Annotated in this window: 25 protein-coding genes; 7 read left to right on the forward strand and 18 right to left on the reverse strand. The window is 35.5% G+C overall.

The genetic code is table 11. The features are described 5' to 3' along the window. Window positions 1–143 precede the first annotated feature (143 nt). On the forward strand, window positions 144–2,816 hold the full coding sequence (locus tag C7D97_RS06885) for a cation-translocating P-type ATPase (RefSeq protein WP_105301336.1): 2,673 nt from the start codon (window positions 144–146) through the stop codon (window positions 2,814–2,816). A 178-nt stretch (window positions 2,817–2,994) separates the two neighbouring features. Here C7D97_RS06885 and C7D97_RS06890 read toward each other — a convergent pair whose 3' ends face one another. The 3 genes from C7D97_RS06890 to C7D97_RS10815 form a co-directional block, all read right to left on the reverse strand. After that, window positions 2,995–3,501: a hypothetical protein gene (locus C7D97_RS06890; RefSeq protein WP_105301337.1), complete on the reverse strand. Its 507-nt coding sequence runs from the start codon at window positions 3,499–3,501 to the stop codon at window positions 2,995–2,997. A gap of 111 nt (window positions 3,502–3,612) precedes the next feature. Continuing rightward, complete coding sequence (locus tag C7D97_RS06895) at window positions 3,613–3,906, reverse strand: hypothetical protein (protein ID WP_105301338.1); 294 nt, start codon at window positions 3,904–3,906, stop codon at window positions 3,613–3,615. Window positions 3,907–4,163: 257 nt separating this feature from the next. Beyond that, entirely contained in the window at window positions 4,164–4,505 is a 342-nt protein-coding gene (locus C7D97_RS10815; protein ID WP_105301340.1) for an ATP-binding protein, read from the reverse strand. A 111-nt stretch (window positions 4,506–4,616) separates the two neighbouring features. Between C7D97_RS10815 and C7D97_RS06910 the strand changes: the two genes are divergently transcribed. Continuing rightward, window positions 4,617–5,558: an IS30 family transposase gene (locus C7D97_RS06910; RefSeq protein WP_105300740.1), complete on the forward strand. Its 942-nt coding sequence runs from the start codon at window positions 4,617–4,619 to the stop codon at window positions 5,556–5,558. On the opposite strand, the gene C7D97_RS06915 is transcribed toward C7D97_RS06910, so the two are convergent. The 6 genes from C7D97_RS06915 to C7D97_RS06940 all read right to left on the reverse strand — a co-directional run bounded on the left by C7D97_RS06915 (window position 5,541) and on the right by C7D97_RS06940 (window position 10,213). Continuing rightward, window positions 5,541–6,263, reverse strand: a complete 723-nt coding sequence (locus C7D97_RS06915; protein WP_105301341.1) for a histidine kinase dimerization/phospho-acceptor domain-containing protein — start codon at window positions 6,261–6,263, stop codon at window positions 5,541–5,543. The genes C7D97_RS06910 and C7D97_RS06915 overlap by 18 nt on opposite strands. Further along, window positions 6,248–6,901 (reverse strand): response regulator transcription factor, encoded by a 654-nt coding sequence (locus C7D97_RS06920; RefSeq protein WP_105301342.1) that lies wholly within the window; start codon window positions 6,899–6,901, stop codon window positions 6,248–6,250. The genes C7D97_RS06915 and C7D97_RS06920 overlap by 16 nt, the downstream gene beginning before the upstream one ends. 212 nt (window positions 6,902–7,113) lie before the next feature. Continuing rightward, window positions 7,114–8,064 (reverse strand): magnesium transporter CorA family protein, encoded by a 951-nt coding sequence (locus C7D97_RS06925; RefSeq protein WP_105301867.1) that lies wholly within the window; start codon window positions 8,062–8,064, stop codon window positions 7,114–7,116. A gap of 89 nt (window positions 8,065–8,153) precedes the next feature. Beyond that, window positions 8,154–9,077 (reverse strand): 2-dehydropantoate 2-reductase, encoded by a 924-nt coding sequence (locus C7D97_RS06930; RefSeq protein WP_105301343.1) that lies wholly within the window; start codon window positions 9,075–9,077, stop codon window positions 8,154–8,156. 43 nt (window positions 9,078–9,120) lie between these two features. Next, on the reverse strand, window positions 9,121–9,681 hold the full coding sequence (locus C7D97_RS06935; RefSeq protein WP_105301344.1) for a chromate transporter: 561 nt from the start codon (window positions 9,679–9,681) through the stop codon (window positions 9,121–9,123). Continuing rightward, window positions 9,674–10,213, reverse strand: a complete 540-nt coding sequence (locus C7D97_RS06940) for a chromate transporter (RefSeq protein WP_105301345.1) — start codon at window positions 10,211–10,213, stop codon at window positions 9,674–9,676. Before C7D97_RS06940 ends, C7D97_RS06935 begins: the two co-directional genes overlap by 8 nt. Before the next feature lie 94 nt (window positions 10,214–10,307). On the opposite strand from C7D97_RS06940, the gene C7D97_RS06945 reads away from it, so the two are divergent. From C7D97_RS06945 to C7D97_RS06950, 3 genes are read left to right on the forward strand one after another with little or no spacing between them, the layout of a single operon-like run. After that, window positions 10,308–10,673 (forward strand): hypothetical protein, encoded by a 366-nt coding sequence (locus C7D97_RS06945; protein ID WP_105301346.1) that lies wholly within the window; start codon window positions 10,308–10,310, stop codon window positions 10,671–10,673. A 45-nt stretch (window positions 10,674–10,718) separates the two neighbouring features. Next, window positions 10,719–10,856, forward strand: coding sequence for a sunset domain-containing protein (locus C7D97_RS10840; protein ID WP_476692330.1), 138 nt, complete (start codon window positions 10,719–10,721; stop codon window positions 10,854–10,856). 14 nt (window positions 10,857–10,870) lie between these two features. Continuing rightward, on the forward strand, window positions 10,871–11,527 hold the full coding sequence (locus C7D97_RS06950) for an HAD family hydrolase (RefSeq protein ID WP_105301347.1): 657 nt from the start codon (window positions 10,871–10,873) through the stop codon (window positions 11,525–11,527). A 25-nt stretch (window positions 11,528–11,552) separates the two neighbouring features. Here the strand turns inward: C7D97_RS06950 and C7D97_RS06955 are convergent, their stop codons facing one another. Further along, window positions 11,553–12,917 (reverse strand): MATE family efflux transporter, encoded by a 1,365-nt coding sequence (locus C7D97_RS06955; protein WP_105301348.1) that lies wholly within the window; start codon window positions 12,915–12,917, stop codon window positions 11,553–11,555. 342 nt (window positions 12,918–13,259) lie between these two features. Between C7D97_RS06955 and C7D97_RS06960 the strand changes: the two genes are divergently transcribed. Further along, entirely contained in the window at window positions 13,260–14,666 is a 1,407-nt protein-coding gene (locus C7D97_RS06960; protein ID WP_105301349.1) for an alanine/glycine:cation symporter family protein, read from the forward strand. Between the two features lie 126 nt (window positions 14,667–14,792). Here the strand turns inward: C7D97_RS06960 and C7D97_RS06965 are convergent, their stop codons facing one another. The 8 genes from C7D97_RS06965 to C7D97_RS07000 form a co-directional block, all read right to left on the reverse strand. After that, window positions 14,793–15,110: a DUF1648 domain-containing protein gene (locus C7D97_RS06965; RefSeq protein ID WP_105301350.1), complete on the reverse strand. Its 318-nt coding sequence runs from the start codon at window positions 15,108–15,110 to the stop codon at window positions 14,793–14,795. A 170-nt stretch (window positions 15,111–15,280) separates the two neighbouring features. After that, entirely contained in the window at window positions 15,281–16,156 is an 876-nt protein-coding gene (gene sdaAA, locus C7D97_RS06970; protein WP_105301351.1) for an L-serine ammonia-lyase, iron-sulfur-dependent, subunit alpha, read from the reverse strand. Between the two features lies 1 nt (window position 16,157). Further along, on the reverse strand, window positions 16,158–16,820 hold the full coding sequence (gene sdaAB, locus C7D97_RS06975) for an L-serine ammonia-lyase, iron-sulfur-dependent subunit beta (RefSeq protein ID WP_105301352.1): 663 nt from the start codon (window positions 16,818–16,820) through the stop codon (window positions 16,158–16,160). 81 nt (window positions 16,821–16,901) lie between these two features. Then, complete coding sequence (locus C7D97_RS06980; protein ID WP_105301353.1) at window positions 16,902–18,128, reverse strand: dicarboxylate/amino acid:cation symporter; 1,227 nt, start codon at window positions 18,126–18,128, stop codon at window positions 16,902–16,904. Between the two features lie 296 nt (window positions 18,129–18,424). After that, complete coding sequence (locus tag C7D97_RS06985) at window positions 18,425–18,871, reverse strand: MaoC/PaaZ C-terminal domain-containing protein (protein ID WP_105301354.1); 447 nt, start codon at window positions 18,869–18,871, stop codon at window positions 18,425–18,427. Window positions 18,872–18,939: 68 nt separating this feature from the next. Continuing rightward, a complete protein-coding gene (locus C7D97_RS06990) occupies window positions 18,940–20,088 on the reverse strand; it encodes a haloacid dehalogenase-like hydrolase (RefSeq protein ID WP_105301355.1) in 1,149 nt (382 codons plus the stop codon). Further along, on the reverse strand, window positions 20,085–21,449 hold the full coding sequence (locus C7D97_RS06995) for a class II fumarate hydratase (RefSeq protein ID WP_105301356.1): 1,365 nt from the start codon (window positions 21,447–21,449) through the stop codon (window positions 20,085–20,087). The genes C7D97_RS06990 and C7D97_RS06995 overlap by 4 nt, the downstream gene beginning before the upstream one ends. Window positions 21,450–21,451: 2 nt before the next feature. Next, window positions 21,452–22,870 (reverse strand): aspartate ammonia-lyase, encoded by a 1,419-nt coding sequence (locus C7D97_RS07000; RefSeq protein WP_105301357.1) that lies wholly within the window; start codon window positions 22,868–22,870, stop codon window positions 21,452–21,454. A 273-nt stretch (window positions 22,871–23,143) separates the two neighbouring features. Here C7D97_RS07000 and C7D97_RS07005 point away from each other — a divergent pair, with 273 nt between their 5' ends. Beyond that, window positions 23,144–24,319, forward strand: a complete 1,176-nt coding sequence (locus C7D97_RS07005; protein ID WP_105301358.1) for an IS110 family RNA-guided transposase — start codon at window positions 23,144–23,146, stop codon at window positions 24,317–24,319. The last annotated feature ends 92 nt before the right edge of the window (window positions 24,320–24,411 follow it).

Here is a 24,411-nt window from a genome sequence, read left to right on the forward strand (position 1 = left end):
GTAAGCAAAAGGGAGTAGCCCAATTATTCAATCGTCAAAACGGAATTTTCCCGGTTGGATAAACCCCAGAAGGTGGCAAGACTTTTGGCATGGATTTGCCAAAAGTTTTTTTTATACCTTTTGTTAATATTAATGGAGGAATTATGGACTATAAAGGAAGTTTAAATGAAGTAATCAAAAAACATAATAGTGACCCAAACCGTGGTCTTACTTCCGATGAGGCAAGTAAAAGACTCGATAAGTATGGTAAAAACATTATCGAATCTTCTAACAAGAAATCTCTTGCCAAGAAAATCATCGAGCAAGTAGCAGATCCTATGGTAATCCTTCTTGTAATAGCTGCGATTGTGTCAGCCTTTACTGGAGATACTGTAGAAGCTGTTATAATTATTGCAATAGTAGTAATCAACGCTATTATGTCCATCATCCAAGAAGGTCGTGCAGAAGACTCTGTAGCAGCCCTTCAAAAGATGAGCTCACCAGAAGCTACCATCATCCGTGATGGATCTAGGAAAAAACTAAAGGCCGAAGAGCTTGTACCAGGAGATGTTGTAATCATTGAAACTGGAGATATCATCCCAGCTGACATGAGACTTCTCGAATCAAGCAACCTACAAATAGACGAATCGTCCCTTACAGGAGAATCTGTCGCAGTAGAAAAGGACTTTAGTAAGGAATTTAACGAAGATGTTGGAATCGGAGATAGAGATAACTACGCCTTTTCATCATCTATAGTAACTTACGGCCACGGCAAGGGACTAGTCACAGCCACAGGCCACGAAACAGAAATCGGTAAAATCGCAACAAGTCTAGAAAACGTAGAATCAAAAGATACTCCCCTACAAAAGCAACTTAAAAAGCTATCTAAGCTCCTTGCTATCTTGGTAGTAATAGTTTCTATACTAGTATTTGTAGTAGGATATTTTAGATCTGAAATGGGTCTATTAGATAACTTCATGGTTGCAGTATCACTTGCTGTAGCTGCTATACCAGAAGGCTTAACCGCAGTTGTAACCATCGTTCTATCAATCGGAATGAACAGAATGGCAGAAAGAAAGGCAATAGTTAAAAACCTCCTTTCAGTAGAAACCCTAGGTTCAACCACTGTAATCTGTTCAGATAAGACAGGAACTCTTACACAAAACGAGATGACCATCACCAAAATCTACACAGATGGTAAGGAGTTCGAGGTAGAAGGTTCAGGCTACGAGCCAAAGGGAGATGTAAGAGATGAGGATGGAGAAGTTGTTGAAAATCACGATCAAATCAAACTTCTCATGACTATAGCAAGTCTTTGTAACGATGCCAACCTAATAAGAGAAGACGACACCTACAAGATTACTGGTGACCCTACAGAAGGCGCTATGCTTACACTTTCTGAAAAATGGAACATCAACCAAGAAAACCTAAACGAAAACCACCCAAGACTTGAGGAAATCCCATTCGATTCCACAAGAAAGATGATGACAACCTTCCATGAAATGGACGGCAAAAATTATGGATACACAAAAGGTGCTCCAGATGTAGTAATAGACAAATGTTCAAAGACTCTAGTAAATGGAGAAATCGTAGACTTTACAGATGATTTAAAGAAAAAAGCACTCGAAGTTAATACAAGTCTTGCAAGTCAAGCTCTTCGTGTTATGGCATATGCCTTTAAACCAATGGAAAGTCTTGATACAGAAATAACTAGTGAAAATATAGAACACGATATGGTATTTGTCGGTCTAACTGGCATGATCGACCCACCAAGGCCAGAAGCTAAGGCTGCTGTTAAGGAATGCCACGCTTCAGGAATCGATGTAATAATGATTACAGGAGACTATTTCGAAACAGCCCTTGCCATAGCTAAGGACTTAGGCATAGCAACAAGCCGTGACCAAGCTATGCAAGGAAGCGAACTTAACAACAAGACAGAGGCAGAAATTAGAGAAATAGTAAAGACTAAGAGAATCTTTGCCAGAGTTTCTCCTGAAAACAAGGTTCAACTTGTAAAGGCCCTAGGCCAAAATGGAGAAATAGTAGCCATGACAGGTGACGGAGTAAACGATGCTCCAGCTATCAAGAATGCCGATATCGGTATATCAATGGGAATTACAGGAACAGATGTTGCAAAAGATACTGCAGATATGATTCTTGTAGATGATAACTTCGCAACTATAGTAAACGCAGTAGAAGAAGGAAGAGTAATATTTTCTAACATCAAGAAGTTCGTCTCCTTCCTCCTATCTTGTAACATAGCAGAAGTACTTATAGTATTCTTGTCAATACTTTTCGGCCTTCCAAGCCCACTTACCCCAATCCAACTATTGTGGCTTAACCTTGTAACAGATGCCTTCCCAGCCCTAGCCCTTGGAGTTGAGCCAGCAGAGCCAGGCATCATGGAAGAAGATCCAAGAGATCCAAGCGAGTCAATAATATCTGGAAAGACAAAGACAAATCTTATCTCTCAATCAATATTTATAACAATAGCGGTACTCGGTGCTTACCTAGTAGGACTTAAGTGGATCTTCCCTAATTCAATTGAGGGAGCACACACAATGGTATTTGCAACACTTATAACAAGCGAGCTTCTAAGAGCCTTCTCAGTAAGATCAGAGAAGTTCACCTTAAAGGAATTAGGATTCGCCTCAAATTCACAACTAATCAAGGCAACCATCCTATCATTTGCCCTACTACTAGTGGTAATGTATGTACCAGTCCTAAGAGATCTTTTCGAAGTAGTATCTCTAAGCTGGGAATGGATACCAGTTCTAATACTTTCCCTAATCCCACTTGTCCTAGGTGAGATTTCAAAAGTTGTTAGAAGAAAATAATAAATAATTTGAAGGTGATGAGCAGAATAGATTTAACTATTCTACACCATCACCTTTTTGTTTTACTCTCTTTCGTTCGCTCAACTCACTTAAGTGGACATATAAAAATAGCTAGAAATCTACATTTCTAGCTATTTACCATATTACAACTTTAAATATATTTTTGGTTTATCCTATATTACCATTCACCTCTACAATTATACGCAGCCACAGCTACCTCTCCAGCTGTAGTCACGATATTTGCTTTAGATGCTGATTTCCCTGCTACTTTCAAAATAATCTTAGCTGCTTCATACCATGCCTTAGATTTTACCTTACCTACAAAAGCGTCAAATAAGTTACCATTTAATAAATCTATATACACTCCAAAATAGTCTTTTGCTATACATACAGCAAAATCTTTAGCGCTTCTATTTTGTCGTTCAAAATACAAATCAAGTAGTAATTTTGCATTTTCATCGCCTTGATTAGCTCTGTCTTCTAATAATGAGCTATTTGTTATATAATAATTTCCATCTTTATCTAAGTATCCAACTTCTTCAAAGTAAAATTTTAATTCTGAAGCTAACTCATAAACTTCAGAATCACTATCATTCTCATCTACCCCTGAAGCCATTGCTACAGTTGGTACAATACTCCCTAGTGTCATAAATAACGCTAATATAAATGACATTAATTTTTTCATAATACTATCCTCTCTTAAATGATAAAAATTGTAATATGGATTTTACATTTTCATTGTATACTTAACTAATCAATTTTTAGTAAATTTTATTTAAGAGTAAGAATATTAACGTCATTTCTTTCTTTTAAAAACTACTATAAATGGCGCAAAAATAAATGCTATAAGCATCTTACTTTGAGGCATAAGCAATCTATCTGATGCTTTATTAACTATGTGTTCGCTTAGTTTTATTCCTGATATAGGATATAATAAGTAGCAAATAATCAAATATATTGTTATTAGTAAGTAATATCCTTCAAAAGGGCTGACTTTAAAATATTCCTTCATCAAAAAATAATATCCTATAAGAGGAACTAATCCTGTTATTAGATAAAGTAATATTTCTGTTAAGCTGTGTTTTTTCATAATGTCCTCCTAGTTTTTCTTATTTTAGCAAATCATAGTCAATTTTTAGTAAATTAAGTTTTCTATTTGATAATATAGTTAGAAATAAAAAATACAACAAAATTAATAGTCTGCTATAAGATGGAATCCCTACTATAATGAATTTATCTAAGATTATCAGTACAAAAGCTTCGTACCAATTATAAAAATTCATCTTACCAGAAGATACATTAAAAATTCCATGACCTATAAATACAATAGTTAAAATATAAAATAATCTAATCATCGGAATCCTCCATTGGTATAATCATTTTTGCAATAGCACCTCGGTTTTTATTTATCAATTCTAATTCGCCTGAAATTTTTTCAAGGTAAGTTTTTACATAATACAAACCTATTCCATATCCTTTACCTGAAGTTCTTGCTACATTGCTTGTCACAAACAAGTCTGTACTTTCACCAATAATATCTTCATCAAAACCACTTCCATCATCTATAACAGAAATTTCTAACCTATCTTTTGCTTTTATTTCTACTTTTATCTTATCTTTCCTATGTTCGTAGGCGTTATTTAGAAGGTGAATTAGACACTCATTTATATTTGACGTGTTTGCGTATATAACTTTTTTATTGTTACTTGGATAGTAAAATTAAGCTAGACACTTTTAAATGAAATAAAAAGCCATTTATGATACACTTAAATTACACAAAAAACATTAAGGAGTATCAAAATGGCTTACAATCATCTTACCATAAAAGAGTTAATTTGGATAGAGCAATATTATAAATCTGGAGAAAAAGTTGCAAATATAGCAAAATATTTGTCAAGAGCAAGACAAACCATATACAATGTAATAAATTGGCTAAAAAAAGGCTCAACCATACAAGAATACTACGACAGCTACAAGAAAAATAAATCAAAATGTGGAGCAAAGATTAAACAATTAAGTGATGAAGAATATGACTATGTTCTTGATAAAGTAAATAAAGGATGGACCCCAGATGTCATAATTGGAAGAGGAGAAATTAAGCTTTCAATGAGCTCTAGAACACTATACAGGCGTTTTAAAGACGGTAGTTTAGATAAAAAACTATTACCAATGAAAGGTAAACGAAAAAAGAATGGAAGTGTTGAAAAAAGAGGAAAGCAAGCCTTTAAAAGAAGTATTCATAGTAGGAATAAATCATATCCTAATTTCAAAAATGAATTTGGGCATTTTGAAGGGGACACCATAGTAGGAAAGAATCATAAAAGTTGTGTAATAACTTTAGTAGAACGAGTATCAAAAGCAATAATAACTTTAAAACCAGAAAATAGGACAGCAAAAGCAATAGAAAATAGGCTAAATAGTTGGTTAGATCAAATTCCTAAACACCTTGTAAAATCAATAACATTTGACTGCGGAAAAGAATTTTCAAACTGGAAAAGTGTATGCAATAAGCATGATATATCAATATTCTTCGCAGATCCAGGCTGCCCAAGTCAAAGGGGGTTAAATGAAAATTCGAATGGTTTATTAAGAAAAGATGGATTACCAAAACAAACTGACTTTAGGCTAAAAAGTGAGACGGATATTGTTTCTGTAGCTAGCTACAGAAACAATATCCCAAGAAAGTCTTTGAACTACAAAACACCGTTAGAAGAATTTATGAATTTAGTGTATTCTGTCTAGGTTAATTTGACAATTGAAATTATCAATTTGTTTTGCAATTTCTATTTCTTCTTCTAACATATCAGAATAAATAATAATGCTTTTCTCTAGTGATTTTACTATATCGTCTAGCTTTATTTTTTTAATCTTATTTTCTTCTAATTGACTTTTTGCAATTTTCATAATTTTATCTATATATGTAGATATTTTTTCACTTTCTTCAAAAATCCTGTCCATTCTAATGAGATTTTTATCAGAAATCTCCTCATTTGATTTTTTAATCAAAGATACATTAGTATTTATTACCGTTAGAGGTGTTTTCATATCATGGCTTATATAGGAAATTCCTTTAACGAGGTCCTTATCTTTTTTTATTATCTCCTGGGTTTTATTATTCAAGGCATCTGATATTTTCTTAAATTCGTACGTTTTATATTCTTCTTTGTAAGAATTTTCATTTATAGAATAAATTAATTTATCTACTTCATTAAAAATATATGAATCTATATTTTTGTAAAAGACATAGGCAAAATATACTAGGTAGATAAGAGACAAGCCAACCATAATATCTGTTTGAGATTTTAAACTTTTAAGTATAAATTTTTGGCTTCTCTCAAATTCCATTAGTAGCTTTAATCCTATGTAACTTAGAAAAAATGCTAATGAAAATTTTACCATACTATCCATTAACTCAGATAGTATTAACTCTTTTAATCTTCTTTCCATCTGTAGCCGACCTTCCACTTATTTTCGATAGGATCATCTGCATTTAACTCTAATAATTTTTTTCTTATATTGTAAATATGTGAAACAACAACCCTTTCACTAGCATCAAAAGAGCAAAAAGTGTTTACTAGTATTTTTTCTTTTGTCAAAAATATACCTTTGTTATCATACAAGAACTTTAAAATGCAGGCTTCTGTTGATGTTATTTGTACTGAATCACTTTCCTTAGATATAATAAATCTATCAAAATCAAATTTTGTATTTTTGTAAGAAATTTCTTGATCTAATCTTTTTATCCTAGCCTTCACTCTGGCTAATAGTATATCCATATCAAAAGGTTTCGTTATATAATCATCTGCTCCTAACCCAAAGCCTTTCATAATATCTTCTTTAGTATTTTTTGCTGTAAGTATTATTATCGGTGTTTTTATATCAGCTCTTATATTTTTTAAAAAATCATAACCACTATATTTGCCAAGCATAAGATCTAATATTATTAAATCATACGAATTAAGAATTATATAATCATCAATTTGTTCTAAAGCTGTGAAGTAGTCTACTTCGTAACCACTACTTTCAAGTACATCTTTTAAAGTCGATACTAAACTCTTGTTATCTTCTATAATTAGAATTTTCATTTAACCACCCACCTATTGATTTCTTTCTTATATTATAAGGTATAATAGTCAAATTTCAGTCAATTAATTTATAAACATCACAAATTCTATTCTCCTAGTTTTAGCTTTACACTTTAAAAATATATTACTCTTCTACTAATCTCCATTAAAACATCAAGTAAAATAGAAAAAAGCGGAATATGACTGTAGTTAATGTCTTTTCCGCTTTTATCTTACTTATCAAGTCTTCTAAAAATAATAAATCCTAAAATAATGCTAGTTAGGGATAGGATTATGACATATATATAACCAAAGTTCCATTCAAGCTCTGGCATATTATCAAAGTTCATCCCGTACCAACCTGTTATAATTGTAATCGGCGTAAAAATCGCAGTAATCACAGTAAGGACCTTCATGGTATTGTTCATCGAAAGGTCCATCTTGGATGTATAGGAATCCTTGACGTTGTTTATATAATCATTGAGATAGGTGATGTTTGATGAATATCTTTCCACCCTAAAGGTTATTGATTTAAGGTGCTTGATATCATCTTCGTCAAAAATATCATTCTCATTTTCCGTAAGAAGCTCCAAGGTATCTATAAGCCTCTCATAAGAAGTGTAGAGATTTAGGGCCTTATGCCTATTGTCTGTGATGATATCTATACTACTTGTAAGCTTTTTATTTTTTATAATCCTATCTTCGACAGCTGCCGTTTGGTTTTTAATATCTTCAAAAACCCTAGTATGATTGCTAATAAGGGCTGCTATGAAAAATTTAAGGAGCCTTCCTGGAGATCTCGCAGCTGATTTTTTATTAAGCATTCGTCTAAAGGCAACTGAAGTAGAAGCATCCCTATCGTAGAGGTCTACGATTATAAGCCTATTATTTTCTATATAGAAGCCAACTAGGTCTGATGTATCGAGATTACCCTTTATATCGAGCATCTCAAGAATTGCAAAAGTATACTTATCCTCAACCGCCATATAGGTCTTAGTAGAAATATCAGAAACTAACAAATCAATAATCGCATTATCGAGCTTATAGGTCTTCGCAAAATCAATAAAACTATCCTTGCCCAAATACATAAGGTAAAAATCATCATCTTCTATAACATCATAAAAACTTTTTATATCACTTTTCTCAAAACCATTATCCGTATCAAATTTATAAATATAGTCCATTTTATCTCCTTCTCCTAGGAATAGTTCATCTACTACTATACCGATAATGTCTCCCAAACAAAAAGAAGCCCTCACGGACTTCTGAATATTTATTTCGCTCCTCTAATATCTTCCTTGGCGTGGATTAATTGAGTTACTATCTTGTTATATGGAGTAGCGATTTTGTGATTCTTTCCCTTTTCCACTACTGCTCCATTTATAAAGTCTATTTCTGTTTTTCTATTTCTTTCTATGAGGTCCTGATACATTGAAGGGTGGTGGTCTTTGGCTTCTTCGGCTGATTTGTAAATGTATTCTAGCATCTCTTTTCTATCAAGATCAATTCCTTCAGCACGACCTACTTCTGTAAATTCCTTTACTAGCTCACTTATAATATCCTTGGAGGTAGATGAATCGAAGAATTCTCCAATAGTGCATTCCATAAGTGAGGTCATGGAATTCATTGTTCCATTTACCATAACCTTTCTCCATATGGCAAACATTACATCACTATCGTATTTGGCACCAAGACCTGCCTTAGCTAAGAGATCCGCAATCTTTCTACCATTCTCCTCATCGTCTCCAATATTTTGGACATCTATTGTGCCTTTGCCTGTAATTTCTATTTGACCAGGACCTGTAAGTCCTGCAGCCCATATGGTAACTCCCATATTGATTTGGCTCTTATCAACGAATTTTTCTAGAATTTTCTCATGGCCCATACCGTTTAGGAGGCAAAGAATTTGAGTCTTATCTCCAATAATTCCCTCTATAGCTTCCATCATAGATTCTAAGGCCATTGATTTGGTCATTACTACTATTAGGTCGGCTTTTTCTTTCGCCTCTTCCGGTCTCATAGTCTTTATTTTTATTGTATCTTCTACTTTACAAGAAACTTTGAGTCCATTTTCATTAATTTTATCTATATGATCTTGCCAGTAATCTAGTAAAATAACTTGGCTCTCTGTATTTTTTTCTATATGATAGCCTATGGTTGATCCCATAGCGCCACTTCCTGCTATATAAACTAACATTTTCTTATCCTTTCTCTTACCTTCTACTTATACCCAGCCTAACTTAGAGTTTTAGGAAAATTCCAAGCAGAGCTCCTATTATGATTACGACGATAGGATTTAATTTCTTAAATTTCATTAATAAGCCTAAAAATACCAAAAATATTCCTAAAGGAATTGGCCTTACTATATTTATTATATTTCCACTTTGCCTAAAGGCTTCTAAGTTAAATAAAGTTACAAATAATACCGAGCTCATAGCTCCTAGTATTAGGCCCGCTGTAGCAGGTCTTAAGGTTACGAAGGCATCCTTTACGACTTTAGAATTTTTGAACTTATCCATAGCTCTTGCTATAAATAGAATAATTATCACAGGTCCAGTTATTAGTGAAATCGTAGCTAAAACTCCTCCTAGATAGCCCTGGGCATTAATTCCTGCGTAGGTAGACATATTAATTCCAATCGCCCCAGGCGTTGATTCAGATACAGCAATCATATCTAGTAGCTCTTCATTAGAAAAGTAGCCAAACTTCTCCCCTATTTCATAAAGGAAGGGAATGGTTGCCATTCCTCCACCTACTGCAAAAAGTCCAATCTTAAAAAACTCCCACATCAATCTAAGCATTTTTCTTTCCCCTTCCTAAAAGTATTCCGAAAACTCCAACCGTAATCACGACTACAATTGGCGAAATAGACAAAAATCCTATAGCTACAAAGGTCAAAATAAATACCATAAATTTAAGTCCTGTATTGGCATCTTTTTTTATCATCTTAAGAACAGAATAAAAAACCAAGGCACAAACCGCAACTCTTATGCCAGCAAAGGCATGTTGGATTATGGCTAGATGACTAAAACTTTGTAGGAATTTTGCTATAATAGAAATTATAATTATAGATGGACTAATAAAGCCTAGGCTTGCTACAATGCCTCCGATGTTTCCACCTACCTTGTAACCACAAAAGGTCGAGGTGTTAATGGCAATAATTCCTGGACTGGATTGGCCAATTGCATAATAATCTAATATTTCCTCATGGCTTGCCCGGCCCTTCTTATCGACTACTTCTCTTTCCAAAATAGGAAGCATGGCGTAGCCCCCACCGAAGGTAAAAAGTCCCATCTTAAAAAATGTCAAATAAAGTTCTAATAAAGTATTCATAATATCTCCTTATAGCTAATTATATAGTAATTCTAGCTAAGAGGCAAAGCCTTTCATATGGTATAATGGATATATAAGCTGAAGGAGGATATTTATGAAAAAGAAAAACTTGCTCGCTCTCTTCTTATCTCTAGGAGTTTTGGGCTTTGTATCTAGCAGTCTTGCAGATAATAACCCTGAAGACTTACCTATCATTTACTACGAGGATTACGACCTAGACGAAGCTATCGGACTTTCAAATGATGATAAAAAAGATTCTTCTAGTCCAGAAGGAGACGATACAAAAGATTCCGATTTAGAAAAAGCAACAGATTCTATTGAAGATGAAATTTCTAAAGAAGAAAAGGACGAAAGTCCATCTGAATCTACTGGTGATTCTGATTCTGGACAAAGTTCTAAGGATAATTTCCCATATCCTGCTGGAGATAGACCAATTGAAAATCAAAAAACTAGACCTTAAACTAGTAGAAAGAAAAACTATACAGCAGATTCTACAGAGGGTCCGATCAAGGGCAATAGACAAACAGGAGTCTATCACACCAGGGGTCAGAGGGACTATAATAAGATTTCTGTGGAAAATGTAACCTGGTTTTACTCAGAAGAAGAAGCCATCAGCAAAGGTTACAGACACGCACAAAGATAGACGAAAGGATACAAATGTACGGACTAATATTTGACATTGATGGAACGATTCTCGATTCTATGCATATATGGATCAAACCCCTCGAAGATATCTTTAAGAAGTATGGTTATGACTTAAATAAAATCCCAAAAGAGAAAAAAGGCCATATAGAGGCCCTTCCTTTCTATGATATGTGTGATTTTCTATCGAAAAATATAGCAAGGGATATGACTAAGGATGAAGTTATTGATTATTTTGAAAAAACTATAGATAATGCCTATGCAAATGATCTCTTGCCTAAAGATGGAGCAGTAGATTTCCTAAAAGACCTAAAGAAAAAGGGCTACACACTTTCTGTAGCATCTTCTACCGACTACAAATATCTAGAAAAAGCCCTAAAGAGACTAGAAGTATTCGACCTCTTCGACTTTTTGGCAACACCAGATACTACAGGATTTAATAAGTCGGAGAAAGACTTCTGGGAATATTCGATCAAAAAACACGGAAAATCCCCAGAAGACCTAATCCTTTTCGACGACGCTCTCTACGCCATAAAGGCAGCAAAGGAAGAAGGAATCAAGACAGTCGGCATAAAGGACTTTCCTTGGAATGAGAAGGAGTGGGACTATATCAAGAAAGAATCCGATTCCTATGTAAATAATATTTCTGAATTTGAAATCGAAAATTTCTAATATTCAATCAAAAGAGCCAGTTTATTTATATTCCTGGCTCTTTATAATGTCCATTTTTTAATTTCTTAACCTTCCTAGCTAGGAAAATTATAGAAAAAATCCCCTTAAAGTTTGAGCTTAGGCTCATGGCGATCCATACTCCATGAACTCCCAAAAATGGCATAAGGATTAGGGCGATCGGGATTCTCAATGTATTCATCACAAGACCTATTACTGCTGGAGTCCTGGTATCTGAAAGACCATTGAAGGCCCCAGCAAGACCGATCTCAGTTGCCATCATAAGCTGGCTTAGAGAAATAATCAATAGATAATCAGCTCCTAAGCTTATGGCCTCATTATCTCCTGGAGTAAAAAGACTAAAGAGATTGTATCTAAAGAAAAATAGGACAAGACTTGCTATAAGGCCGATGCTTGCCACAAGCTTAAAGCTTACCTTTATTATATCTATTACCCTATCGATCTTCTTTGCCCCGTAGTTTTGTCCGACAAGAGCCTGGATTCCTACTTGTATTCCCTCTGTCGTATTCCAAGAAATCGACTCAAGTTGAGCTCCGATTGAGGCTACTGCTACTGGAACCGGGCCGAAGCTTGCCATAAATCTATTTAGTATCATAGAAATCGAAGCATGAAAACCACTCAAAACTCCAGCAGGAAGTCCTAGCTTAAATATTTCCTTCTGCCAATTCATCCTATAATCAATCCTTGATATGGATTTCTTTATTATGTCGTCCTTTCTTATGATAACAAACAAAAAACAAAGGCTAACCAAAAACTGACTAAAAATAGTCGCTATAGCAGCTCCTCTTATTCCTAAAGCTGGTAGGGGTCCAAAACCAAAGATCAAAACCGGGTCTAGTATCATATTTGCAAGAAGACCTACTGCATTTATCTTAAAGGGGCTTATAGAATCTCCTAGGGCTGTGAAGGATTGTGAAAACATTGGATTTATAAAAAAGAAAATCATCCCACAAGCCACTATAAAAAGATATCTCTTCGCAGCAAGTTCCGCAGCATCTCCCAAGCTATATGCTTCTATAAATATGTTCCTAATAATTAAGACAAAAATAGTAAAGCAAAAACCTAAAATCATCGCCTGAATTATTCCATTATTTATTACCCTTACAGTCTCCTTTTCGTTGCCTTGACCGTAGGATTGGGATGCGAAAACCCCTGTGCCCACCTTTGGTATAAGGGCAAGGGAGTTGGCTATCCAAAAGACAAATCCAGCAATACCCACACCTGCGACAGCATCGGTCCCTAGCCTTGATATCCAAATCATATCTACAAAACCGTAAGCAATTTGTATAAAGGCTGTTAGGGCTAGGGGGATTGAAAGTTTAACCAAGGTTTGCCAGATAGGGCCTCTTGTAAGATCTAATTTCTGATTCATAACTCGCCTCTCTTTCAATAAAATTTCTCTATACATTATATTAGCATTTTATTATTGAACAATTAAATCCCAGAAAGTCAAAATTTTTATATGCTTTTTAGATAAGTATATATAGGAATTTTAAAAAACTATATTTAGCAAAAGTCTAATATCTATAACCCCAAGTATTTCCATCATAAAGAATAAACAGTACAATAATTTTTGGTGATTTTCATAAAGAAATAAAAATAAGTTATGATATTTAAAAATTTATTTACCAAAGGTATAATCTATCATTATGTTATCTTGCTAAAGTTATTTACTAAGCATAGCTTAATTTGAAATTAAATGAGGAGAAGAATAATGGAAAATTTGAATATTATTATAGGAAAGATCAATACTGTCTTGTATTTCCCGATCCTTGTAGTCTTACTTATAGCTGTAGGCCTGTATTTTACAATAAGAACTGGCTTTATCCAAGTAAGCCTTCTAAAGGAAGCCTTCAAGGTAATCAAGGAAAAACCAAAGGACGAATCAGATGTATCAAGCTTTCAAGCCTTGATGATATCCACAGCATCCAGAGTAGGAACTGGAAATATAGTTGGAGTATCTTCTGCCATATGTCTAGGAGGCTATGGAGCTGTGTTTTGGATGTGGATTGTGGCTATAATAGGTTCAGCTAGTGCCTTTGCTGAGTCAACCCTCGCCCAAATTTATAAGAAAAAAGGAAAGCACAGCTCTTACGGTGGTCCATCTTACTACATAGAAGAAGGTTTAAAGAGCAGAAAACTCGGAGTGGTTTTTTCAATCGCCCTTATAGTTTGCTATGCTGTTGGCTTTAATATGCTTGCAAGCTTCAATCTCCAATCTTCATTCCAATCTTACGGGATTTATGATCCTCAAGTAAGTCCGAAGATTATCGGAGGATTCTTCGCCCTTGCGGTCGCCTTTGTCATCCTCGGAGGGGGTAAGAGAATAATTAAAATAACCCAAAATTTAGTTCCTTTTATGGGAATAATCTTTGTTCTAGTTTCTCTTATTATGATAATTCTAAATATAGGAAGAATTCCTGAAGTATTTAGGAAAATCATAGAAGATGCTTTCAACTTCAAGGCGATTTTTTCAGGTCTTGCTGGCTCATCCATGATTTTGGGTATGAAAAGAGGTCTTTATTCTAACGAAGCCGGTATTGGTTCTGCACCAAATGCTGCAGCAGCTGCCGAGGTAAGCCATCCAGTAAAACAAGGACTTGTTCAAATGCTTTCAGTATTTATCGATACCTTATTGATTTGCTCATCCACAGCCTTTATGGGCCTAAGCTCAGGTATAGATCCAAGTCCTGCCCTTGAAGGAGCTCCTTTTATCCAAGAAGCTCTAGCAAGTGTCTTCGGTAACTTAGGATATTACTTTATATCAGCATCGCTCGTGCTTTTTGGCTTTACAACCTTTATAGGAAATCTCTACTATGTAGATTCAAACTTTGACTATCTAGCTAAGAAAGAACTCGATGAGAAACAAAGAATACCCTATAGGCTTGTAGCGGCTTTCTTAATATTTTTCGGTGCTATCCAAGAGCAAGCCTTCGTTTGGAACCTTTCAGACCTATTTATGGGCATAATGGCTTTGATAAACTTGCCAACGATTTTGATCTTATCAAATAAATTACTAGCCTGCCTAAAAGATTACAAGACTCAAATAAAAGAAGGTAAAGACCCAAGCTTTGTCGCAAAAGATATTGGAATAAAAGAAGAATTAGATTATTGGAAATAAAAACTGACCTCCATTAGTTGGTTTTAAAGTCCAACTTTTGGGGGTCAGCTCATTAGCTAGTCAAGTGCTTTTTTAAAATAAGAAATCATGAGTATATAAAATACATCTTATAAAATTGTAGAAGGATTAGTTTAAAGCGTTAATTAGTATAATTCCTATCACAGAAACAAATATTGCCAATGTAATAGTTATTATAACTTTATCAGAAATAGTACTTGTTTTAACTTTTTCAATATAGATTAAAACAATATTTGTTACTAAAAGTACAACCAATAGGGGGATAAATAACGATTTTTTAATAGTTCCGTTTACAGTTCCATTTACAGACCAATGAATAGGGATGCTATAAGGCAAATCACTATAATTCATTATTGTGATTATAATCATAATTAGAATTATGGCTATAAATAGACTATAAATATACTTCATATAACTTCTTTTCATCAATCCCCCTAAATTATAAATTTAACGATTCATTTCTTAAAAAGACATTATTTGTAAATTCACAAATTTGATTATTACGATGATGTTTAGACTCTTTATATATATCTAGAATTTCTTTACGTATATATCTATCAAAATCGTGAGCTTTACCCGCACCTAATTCACTCTTTTTATTCACCGTCTATATATTTTGCCTTAAGTTTAAGAGCTGATGGACAAACGGCTATACCGCCTTCACCTGTCTCTCTTAATCTTGCTGGTAGGACGTCTCCTACTCTCTTAAGAGCATCTACTGCTTCATCGAAGGTTACAATCATCTTTACATTGGCCATAGCCATGTCTGCACTTGCTAGGGCATTCATAACTCCATTGGCATTTCTTAAGTTACATGGAAACTCAACCATGCCACCTATAGGATCACACACAAGTCCTAGTATATTTAGTAGGGCTGCTGTGGCTGCATTTTCTTGAATTTGGATGTCATAGCCTCTTAGGAAACATACAGCAGCAGCTGCCATTGCCGCAGCAGAACCTGTTTCAGCCTGACATCCACCCTCAGCTCCTGCGAAGGTCGCATTGTCGAAGATTACCTGACCAATTGCACTTGTTACAAGAAGAGCCTTCTTAAGCTCATCATCACTGTAGCCGTATTTTTTATACATAGTCATAAGTGTTGCTGGAAGGATTCCCGACGATCCTGCAGTTGGAGCTGCAGCTATGATACCCATGGCCGCATTTATTTCTGATGTAGAAAGAGCCATAGCCATAGCAAGGGCTGGGGTATCTCCAAGGACAGATTCTCCATTGAGGAAATAATCGTGCATGCTTTTAGCATTTCCACCAGTCATACCTGTAACTGAAATTATCTCTGTTTCAAGAGCTGCTTGGGCTGATTTTTTCATTACATCGAGGGTTCTTTGGAGTCTATCCCAGATTTCTTCCTCGCTTTTTCCGGTGTTTTCAATTTCATCTTCTAGAGCAATTTCCCAAAGATCGCAGTTTTTTTCTTCACATCTTTCTTTTAAATTTTTCATTTTAGTTAACATACTATACCCCTATATATTTGATAAAGGTAAAATCTTTACCATCTCTAATTTTTTGCAAAATATCGTCTCTTAGTGGTTCGTCTAGCTCACAAACTAGCATTACATTATCATCTTCTTTGATAGTCTTCATAGTATTGATATTGTAGCCATTATCGAAAAGAATTCCTGAAACAAAGGCAATTACTCCCTTTTGTTCTGCATAGCTCATGAAAAGAGTAGGCTTATTTGCCTTAAACTCGATTGCATTACCATTCATCTTTGTAATAACTATAGCTCCACCACCTATGGATGAACCCTGAACTGAAAGGGCGTCCCTGTCAGGATATTTGAACACTATGTTTACTGTGTTTGGATGAACATCTCCAAGGTCAGTTTCTACAAAAGAATATTTAATGCCTGCCTTTTCGGCGTATTCGAAGGCATTGATAATCCTTTCATCTTCTGGGTCAAAGCCTAAAACTCCTCCAACCAAGGCCCTATTTGTACCGTGGCCCTTGTAGGTCTTGGCAAATGAGCCGTGAAGGTAGAAGATAACTTCGTTGAAATTCCTATCTACCATACGTCTTGCTGTATGAGCGATCTTACAAGCTCCAGCTGTATGCGAGCTTGATGGACCAACCATATTTGGTCCGATTATATCAAAAACTGATGCATTAACTGTCATATCGTCTCCTTATATTTCTTAATAAGCAAAAGGGCAGCATAGCCGCCCCATTCTTTTTGCAAAGGTAATAAGGCTATTAGCCTATTTAGTTTTGACTGGAGCTGGTTGCCAGTCTTTTTTACCTAGTATCTTCTTATTATAAATTTTATCTACTGCTACTGCAAGTGCAGTGTCTCCAGAAATATTGGCAGCTGTACCAAATGAGTCTTGGGTTAGATATAAAGTTATTAGTAAGCTTGCCATTGTTGATTCTGGTGAGATTCCTACTACAGGTAGGAATGGTAGGGCACTCATTACTGCTCCACCTGGTGCTCCTGGTGCTGCAACCATTGCAATTCCTAGGATTGCTATAAGCCTTAGGATAAGTCCATAAGAGTGTGGCATATCGTACATAGTAAGGATTGTAAATGTACAAGCAGTGATTGTAATCATTGAACCTGGCATGTGGACTGTTGCACCTAGTGGGATTACAAAATCACCAATCTCACGACTTACACCGTTATTTTCCGCACATTGTAGGTTTACTGGGATAGTTGCTGCAGATGATTGAGTTCCAACTGCTGTTAGGTAACCTCTTACTTGATTTTTGAGCATAGTGAAAGGATTCTTTCCTGTATATGATCCTGATATTATAAATAAAACAGAAACATATATCAAGTGAAGGGCTATAACGCAGATAAATATCTTCCAGAAGATTGATAATACTGCAAATACTGATCCAGATTTTGCCATTTTCGCAAAGTTACCTAAGATAAAAAATGGTAGTAGTGGAACTATAGCCTTAGCCAAAACATTGGTAATTATTATATTAAATTCGCCGACTGCCTTGTAAAGGATTTCTCCTTGATTTGTCTTTCTTAGCCAAGATATTGAGATACCTAGCATGAAAGCAAAGATAATAGCACTAGTCACATCGAAAAATGGTGTGATAGGAACCTCGAAGTATGGATCTATGCTAATTTCGTTAGAGCTTTGGATAGCAGAAACTTGTTCAGGCGAAATAAAGCCAGGGAAAATTGAATTTGCCATAAAGTATGACAAAGAACCACCTATTAGTGTTGACAAATAAGCAAGCAAAACTGTTACTCCTAAAAGCTTACCTGCCCCCTCGCCTAGGTCTGCTATACCCTTGGTAACAAAAGCTAAAATCATAAGTGGGATTATGAAGTTTAGGAAAGCCCCAAAGATTGACGAGAATGTTACTGTTATTCTTGTAAACCACATTGGTAGATACAAACCTACCAAGATACCGATTAAGATACCAAGAATCATTCTTGGAATTAGTCCAATTTTTTTAGTTTTTTGCATAAGTACTCCTTTTTAATTGCATTTTTGTAAACCTTTGCATCAATAAAGAAGATGCTTATGTAAAATTGCTTTTATAATAAAAGTAATATATATTTATGAAATCTTAACTAACATCTTCTTCAGAACTCAATTATACAAGAAAAATAAATTAATGTCAACATTTTTATCAAACGTTTTCTTAATTTTGAGTAATTGTTTGTAAATCAAGTGATTTCTAGATGCATTTGAATAGCAAGCTTTCTTTGTGCTATTGTTTATCTCGATAAATAATTATCAAAATATATAGAATCTTTTTCCTAAACACTTACCCTAGATCTGACCAAGGCCTGGGCTATATATTCCGTTACTATTTCTCCTTTAGGATTTTCTGCTGTCATTTTAAAGTCTACTAGGCCATCATTTCTACCTTCTCTTTTCTTCTTACCTACTATTTCAACCTTAACCCTATATCTTGTATTTGCCAAAACGGGTCTTATCCATTTGCATGATAAGATTCGAGTCCCTGCTATAACACCATCCCTATCGATTCCTGTCCTAACCCAAGCTGCCCACAAGACTAGGTTGGCATAAGCCCCAGGCGCTATAAGCTCGCCAAATCTACTTTCCTTGGCAGCCTCCTTATCGACATGGATATCTCTAGGGTCATATTTCTCGGATGCTTCTATGATTTCTTCCTCGCTAAAGATAACGTCTTCTATTTCCTCATCAAAAACTTGTCCAATCTCATAGTCTTCAAAAAACATATACCCTCCTAGTAACTTAATACCCGAAATAATAAAAATCTCGCAAGATAGCTCACGAGATTAAAATATTATTCATTATAGCCTTCTGATTTGTTGTTTGGAACAAAAGATGCTTCTAGCAGATTTCTTCCCTGGCAGTAATACCTAAGAGATCCCTCCCGACCTTTTCGTCTTAAATCATCTATTAAGCCGGAATTTGTCCTATGGATTATCAAGGAAATATCTGTATCTTCAAATTCCTTAAGCATGGCAAAATCACCGTCACTATCTCCTCCAACCATTATAGGCCCGTAATTTCTGTTGTTTTTGATAAGTTTATTAATAGTTTGGACCTTGCCTTCTCTGATACTTATAGGAAAATCTTTGTCGAACTTCGGAAGAATTTTTCCCTCATCGTCTTTCATAAGTCTTAGGCCTAAGACCTTGTCTTCCTTCATCTTATAATTATTGCTAGGGTCTGTCGCAAAGGCCCTCACTATATCAATGAAGGAGGCGGAAACTATATAGCAATCTATGCCGTTTTCTTCAAGACTTTGGTACAAATTGACCATCTCATCTAAGGGTCTTATTCCAACAAAATATTTAATAGAGATCCTACCTGCCGCAAATTTTATCTCTGGTGATATAAATTCTTCTACTCTTATCCTTTCTTTTTTCATGGATGCGTAGGCACTCTTACAAAGATCGTAGACTTCCTCAGTCCTGTAGTTTTTAAGAAGAAAGCTCATCCAACAATAAGGGTCCTCTGCGTCTTCATCAAAAGAGCTCGCCCTATATCTGTAGAGCATCTTGCTTACAAATTCCTGGTAATAATCTGTATCTTGGACTTCCTCCAGAGTCTTTCCTCCTTCAAAACTATCGAGATTTTCATAAAGTTTCTCATAAGCTCTTTTTATATCTTGGGAAATTAGGTCGATGTTTACCCTTTGCTTATCTAGATTATTGAATTGATCTGAATAATCTTTTCTGTCCACGTTTTTTCTAATCAAATCATAGAACTCTTCTGGATCCATCTTGAAGCTTACATTCCTAACCATGTAGTAAAGTAGAGCTTCTTCAACATCTCCTATGATTGAAGTGTTATCCCAATCAAAGACTGCGAAGGGTTTATTATCTGGATTGTAGGCCTCGTTATCCTTGCCATGTTTTGCTATAAGCTCATTAATGGCTAGATAAAGGCTCTCTTCCCAATTTAACCTTTTGATATATGTTTTCATATCATCTCTCTTGGATCTACTGTTTTTACAAAATCGGTATCGGATACAAATCCTAGCTCTTTATTAGCCTCTCTTAGGCTCAAATTATTCTTGTGGGCAAACTTTGCAAGCTCTGCTGCCTTATCATAGCCTATAAGAGGACTTAGGGAAGTCACGAGCATGAGAGACTTATTGAGATTTTCTTCGATTTTTTCTTTATTTGCTACAAGTCCTTCGATTAGGTGAATCCTAAAGGAAGTCATAGCCTTAGTTAGAAGCTTAATTGACTTAACCATATTATAAATTATCAAAGGCATGTAGGTATTAAGCTCCAGCTGTCCGCTCGCATTGGCGATAGATATAGCTGTATCGTTAGCCATAACTTGGATAGCTACCATAGTCATCATCTCAACTTGGGTAGGATTAACTTTTCCCGGCATGATTGACGAACCTGGCTCGTTTGTCGGAAGGATTAACTCCCCTATGCCAGTCCTTGGTCCGCAGGATAAGAATCTCAAATCATTGGCGATTTTGTTAAGGTCTTCGGCAAGGACTTTTAGTCCAGAGTGGACTCTCGCCATAGCTTGTTTGGATGAAAGTCCTACAAATTTGTTGGAATCTTCTATAAGTCTTAGACCGCTGAGCTTTTCGAGGGTACTAATCATTTCCCTACTATAAGTTTCTGGAGCATTAAGGCCAGTTCCAACAGCTGTTCCCCCGATTGGCAGTCTACGAAGATCTTCCATTAAGTCTATTAAGGCAGCTTTGTCCCTTCTTACCATCTCGCTATAGGCGCCGATTTCACTAGATAGGGCTATAGGAGTTGCATCTTGAAGATGGGTTCTTCCTGTTTTTATTATCTCATCAAATTCCCTAGCCTTCTTATCGATGGCATCCACGAATTTATCAACTTCTGGCAAAAGTTCATTCTCCAAAAGATTAAGGCTTGCCATGTACATGGCTGTAGGGAAGGTATCGTTTGAGCTTTGGGACTTATTCACATGATCGTTTGGGTGAATTAAATTTCCCCCGCACTTTTCATTGGCAATATGGGCTATAACTTCATTCACATTCATATTGCTTTGGGTACCAGATCCCGTTTGCCAAACTGTAAGTGGGAATTGGTCGTCAAAGTCTCCATCAAGGATCCTATCTGCTGCATAGACAATGAGATCTTTTCTTTCTTCATCAATTTTTCCTAATTCAAAATTAACAATAGCTGCAGCTTTCTTTATAAGAGTTAGGGCCCTTATCTCTTCTTTTGGCATAAGGTCTAAGCCTTTTGGGAAGTTCATAAAAGACCTTTGGGTCTGAGCACCCCAATACTTATCATTATCGACTTCTATCTCACCAAGGCTATCTCTTTCAATTCTCTTATCCATGTCTAATCCTTACTTATATGATCTTCGTCCAAGATTCCTGGCTTGGTCATATTCTCATAATCCAAAATCTTGTCTATCTCATCGCTTGTCATAATCTTATCCCTGATTAAGATCTCCCTTACAGAAACTCCGGTCCTCAAGGATTCCTTAGCTACCTTGCTTGCCCTATCATAGCCTATATGTGGGGCAAAAGGAGTTATAATTGCGACAGAATTTTCTACTCTCTTTTCTAGCTTTTTCTTATCGGAGGTAATTCCGTCAATACAATTTGTATAAAGGGTGTGGATCGCTGCCTTTAAGGTCTTAAGTGATTCAAACAAGCTATAAAATATTATTGGTTCAAAGGCATTAAGCTCGAGTTGTCCTCCTTCAACGGCCATAGTAACAGTCATGTCATTGCCGATAACCAAAAAGGCAACCTGGTTTACAACCTCTGGTATAACTGGATTTACCTTACCTGGCATAATTGATGAACCAGCTTGTTTGGCTGGAAGATTGTAATCGCTAATTCCTGTTGTTGGTCCTGAAGATAGAAGTCTTAAGTCGTTAGAAATCTTTGAAAGATTACTAGCCAGGGCCTTAAGGACTGATGAAGTAAATAAGAAACAATCGAGGTTTTGTGTTGCATCTACCAAATCTTCTGCTTGGTAAAGCTCTATGTCACAAATCTTAGCTAAACTTGGCACGACTTCTTTTATGTAAGAGTCATCAGCATTAAGTCCTGTTCCAATAGCAGTTCCTCCAAGGTTTAGGTAGGAAAGTTGGCGAATGGCCGCTCCTAGTCTCTCATAGTCTCTCTTGATAGCCCTAGCATAGGCCCTAAACTCTTGGCCTAAGGTTATTGGCACAGCATCTTGTAGCTGGGTCCTACCCATCTTGATATATGAATCAAACTCATTTGCCTTATTTTCCAAAGACTTAATCAAGTTGTCAACTTCTTCTTTAAGCTCATTAATATATCTTATAAGGGCGATCTTTCCTGCAGAAGGAATTACGTCGTTTGTAGATTGACCCTTGTTTACATGATCGTTGGGATGGATAAACTCGTAAGTTCCGAGACTTCCTCCCATAATTTCATTGGCGATATTGGCTATAACCTCATTTACATTCATATTAAAGGAAGTGCCGGCTCCCCCTTGGATCGGATCTACTACGAAATTGTCCAGAAACCCTCCTGCCAAAACTTTCTCGCAGGCAGAAACTATAGCCTCCTTCTTCCTATCAGAAAGGATCCCTACCTTATTGTTTTCAATGGCACAAGCCTTCTTAACCTCCACTATAGCCCTTACCAAAAACGGATCCATAGGCCTTTTTGTTATAGGGAAGTTATCCAAGGCTCTTTTAGAATTAGCTCCGTAATAAGCCTCCTTGTCTATCTTAATTTCTCCTAATGAGTCACTTTCAATCCTAAAATTTTGCATAATATCCTCCTCGTATATTATAGTTGTAGTAATTGATACTATATTTTGTTCTCAATCCCAAATTCTTATGGGATAATAATTGTATAGATAGAGGTCGTAGTTATCCTCCTTGAAGCTAGTCTTCCTAAATTAGGGTTACGCCTCTTCTTTACGTCTTTATCAGTATGAGCTGGATAGCACATTTCGTTGCTGTATGTCTAACGAGGTTTGATTGTCGTAAAGTTTTTGAGGGTCCTTTCTCTATCTAAATTTATATTAAAGCTAGGTGATTTTATGTTTTACATTGGTGTTGATATTGCAAAGAACAACCACGAAGCCTCAATAATTGATTCTGATGGGAAACTTGTTTCTGAGTCTTTTTCTTTTTCTAATTCTATTAGAGGGTTAGAGAAGTTTCAGAAATTTATTTCCTCTTTTTCGATTGATTCTAACAATTGTATTATTGGTATGGAAGCTACCGGACATTATTGGCTGTCTCTTTATTCTTTCCTTATTGATTTAGGTTTTTCTTGTGTTGTTATTAACCCTATTCAATCTGATGCTTTTAGAAAGATGTATATTAGACAGACTAAGAATGATTCTGTTGATTCTTTTGTTATTGCTCAAATTCTTAGGTTTGGTGAGTTTTCTGTTTCTCATTTTTCTGATGAGGATACTTTTGCTTTAAGGAATCTTTCTAGGTTCAGGTTTGCTCTTGTTGATGAAGCTTCTGATTGGAAGAGAAAGCTTGTTGCTATTTTAGATCAGGTTTTCCCTGAGTATTCTTCTCTTTTTTCTAATATTTATGGTGTAGCTTCTAAGGAGCTTTTGAGTAAGTATCCTTTGCCTGAGGATATGATTTCTATTCCTGCTGATGAGCTTGCTAAGCTTTTGTCTAAGTGTAGTAAGGGTCACTTTGGTATTGATAAGGCTAAAGAAATTCAAGAGAAGGCTTCTAATTCTTTTGGTGTTAAGTTTGCTTTAAAGTCTTTTTCTTTTCAAATTAAACAGATTATTGCTCAAATTTCTTTTCTTGAAGATCAGATTCTTGAGATTGAAGATGAAATTTCTTCTATGATTAATTCTTTATGCCCTGTTATTACTTCTATCACCGGTATTGGTGATGTCTTAGGTGCAGCTATTTTCTCAGAAATTGGTGATATGTCTCGTTTTGAGAGAGCTAATCAGTTGGTTGCTTATGCTGGTTTAGATGTTGCTGTTAAGCAATCTGGCAATTTTAATGCTACTGATACTAAGATTTCTAAACGTGGTTCTCCTTATCTTAGACGTGCTATTTGGCTTGCTGCTAGTGTTGCTGCTTTTAAGGATCCTGCTTTGTCTGTGTATTATCAAAAACTTAGACAAAGGGGTAAAGCTCATGGTACAGCTATTGGTGCAGTTGCTAGAAAACTTACTAACATTATTTTTGCTGTTTTGAGGGATAACAAAGCTTACATACCTAATATTTAATTGTTATTCAATTGTTATTTAATTTTTCTAAGCCTAAACTTTAGGCTTATTTGACGTGCCTTAAATTTCAAGAGTAATTATTTTTTAGTTCC

Origin of the sequence: Anaerococcus marasmi (assembly GCF_900290195.1) — a bacterium.
In the GTDB taxonomy this organism is placed as follows: Bacteria; Bacillota; Clostridia; order Tissierellales; family Peptoniphilaceae; genus Anaerococcus; species Anaerococcus marasmi.

Excerpts from the sequence above, each read along its gene's own strand:
- C7D97_RS06915 (WP_105301341.1), bottom strand. The coding sequence starts at position 6,263 with ATGGAAAGAAGATTAAAAGAGTTAATACTATCTGAGTTAATGGATAGT.
- C7D97_RS06955 (WP_105301348.1), bottom strand. The coding sequence starts at position 12,917 with ATGAATCAGAAATTAGATCTTACAAGAGGCCCTATCTGGCAAACCTTG.
- C7D97_RS07005 (WP_105301358.1), top strand. The coding sequence starts at position 23,144 with ATGTTTTACATTGGTGTTGATATTGCAAAGAACAACCACGAAGCCTCA.
- C7D97_RS06950 (WP_105301347.1), top strand. The coding sequence starts at position 10,871 with ATGTACGGACTAATATTTGACATTGATGGAACGATTCTCGATTCTATG.
- C7D97_RS06995 (WP_105301356.1), bottom strand. The coding sequence starts at position 21,449 with ATGGATAAGAGAATTGAAAGAGATAGCCTTGGTGAGATAGAAGTCGAT.
- C7D97_RS06930 (WP_105301343.1), bottom strand. The coding sequence starts at position 9,077 with ATGTTAGTTTATATAGCAGGAAGTGGCGCTATGGGATCAACCATAGGC.
- sdaAA (WP_105301351.1), bottom strand. The coding sequence starts at position 16,156 with ATGTTAACTAAAATGAAAAATTTAAAAGAAAGATGTGAAGAAAAAAAC.
- C7D97_RS07000 (WP_105301357.1), bottom strand. The coding sequence starts at position 22,870 with ATGCAAAATTTTAGGATTGAAAGTGACTCATTAGGAGAAATTAAGATA.
- C7D97_RS06940 (WP_105301345.1), bottom strand. The coding sequence starts at position 10,213 with ATGAATACTTTATTAGAACTTTATTTGACATTTTTTAAGATGGGACTT.
- C7D97_RS06945 (WP_105301346.1), top strand. The coding sequence starts at position 10,308 with ATGAAAAAGAAAAACTTGCTCGCTCTCTTCTTATCTCTAGGAGTTTTG.
- C7D97_RS06920 (WP_105301342.1), bottom strand. The coding sequence starts at position 6,901 with ATGAAAATTCTAATTATAGAAGATAACAAGAGTTTAGTATCGACTTTA.
- C7D97_RS06990 (WP_105301355.1), bottom strand. The coding sequence starts at position 20,088 with ATGAAAACATATATCAAAAGGTTAAATTGGGAAGAGAGCCTTTATCTA.
- C7D97_RS06885 (WP_105301336.1), top strand. The coding sequence starts at position 144 with ATGGACTATAAAGGAAGTTTAAATGAAGTAATCAAAAAACATAATAGT.
- C7D97_RS06980 (WP_105301353.1), bottom strand. The coding sequence starts at position 18,128 with ATGCAAAAAACTAAAAAAATTGGACTAATTCCAAGAATGATTCTTGGT.
- C7D97_RS06965 (WP_105301350.1), bottom strand. The coding sequence starts at position 15,110 with ATGAAAAGAAGTTATATGAAGTATATTTATAGTCTATTTATAGCCATA.
- C7D97_RS06935 (WP_105301344.1), bottom strand. The coding sequence starts at position 9,681 with ATGCTTAGATTGATGTGGGAGTTTTTTAAGATTGGACTTTTTGCAGTA.
- C7D97_RS06890 (WP_105301337.1), bottom strand. The coding sequence starts at position 3,501 with ATGAAAAAATTAATGTCATTTATATTAGCGTTATTTATGACACTAGGG.
- sdaAB (WP_105301352.1), bottom strand. The coding sequence starts at position 16,820 with ATGACAGTTAATGCATCAGTTTTTGATATAATCGGACCAAATATGGTT.
- C7D97_RS06895 (WP_105301338.1), bottom strand. The coding sequence starts at position 3,906 with ATGAAAAAACACAGCTTAACAGAAATATTACTTTATCTAATAACAGGA.
- C7D97_RS06910 (WP_105300740.1), top strand. The coding sequence starts at position 4,617 with ATGGCTTACAATCATCTTACCATAAAAGAGTTAATTTGGATAGAGCAA.
- C7D97_RS06960 (WP_105301349.1), top strand. The coding sequence starts at position 13,260 with ATGGAAAATTTGAATATTATTATAGGAAAGATCAATACTGTCTTGTAT.
- C7D97_RS06985 (WP_105301354.1), bottom strand. The coding sequence starts at position 18,871 with ATGTTTTTTGAAGACTATGAGATTGGACAAGTTTTTGATGAGGAAATA.
- C7D97_RS06925 (WP_105301867.1), bottom strand. The coding sequence starts at position 8,064 with ATGGACTATATTTATAAATTTGATACGGATAATGGTTTTGAGAAAAGT.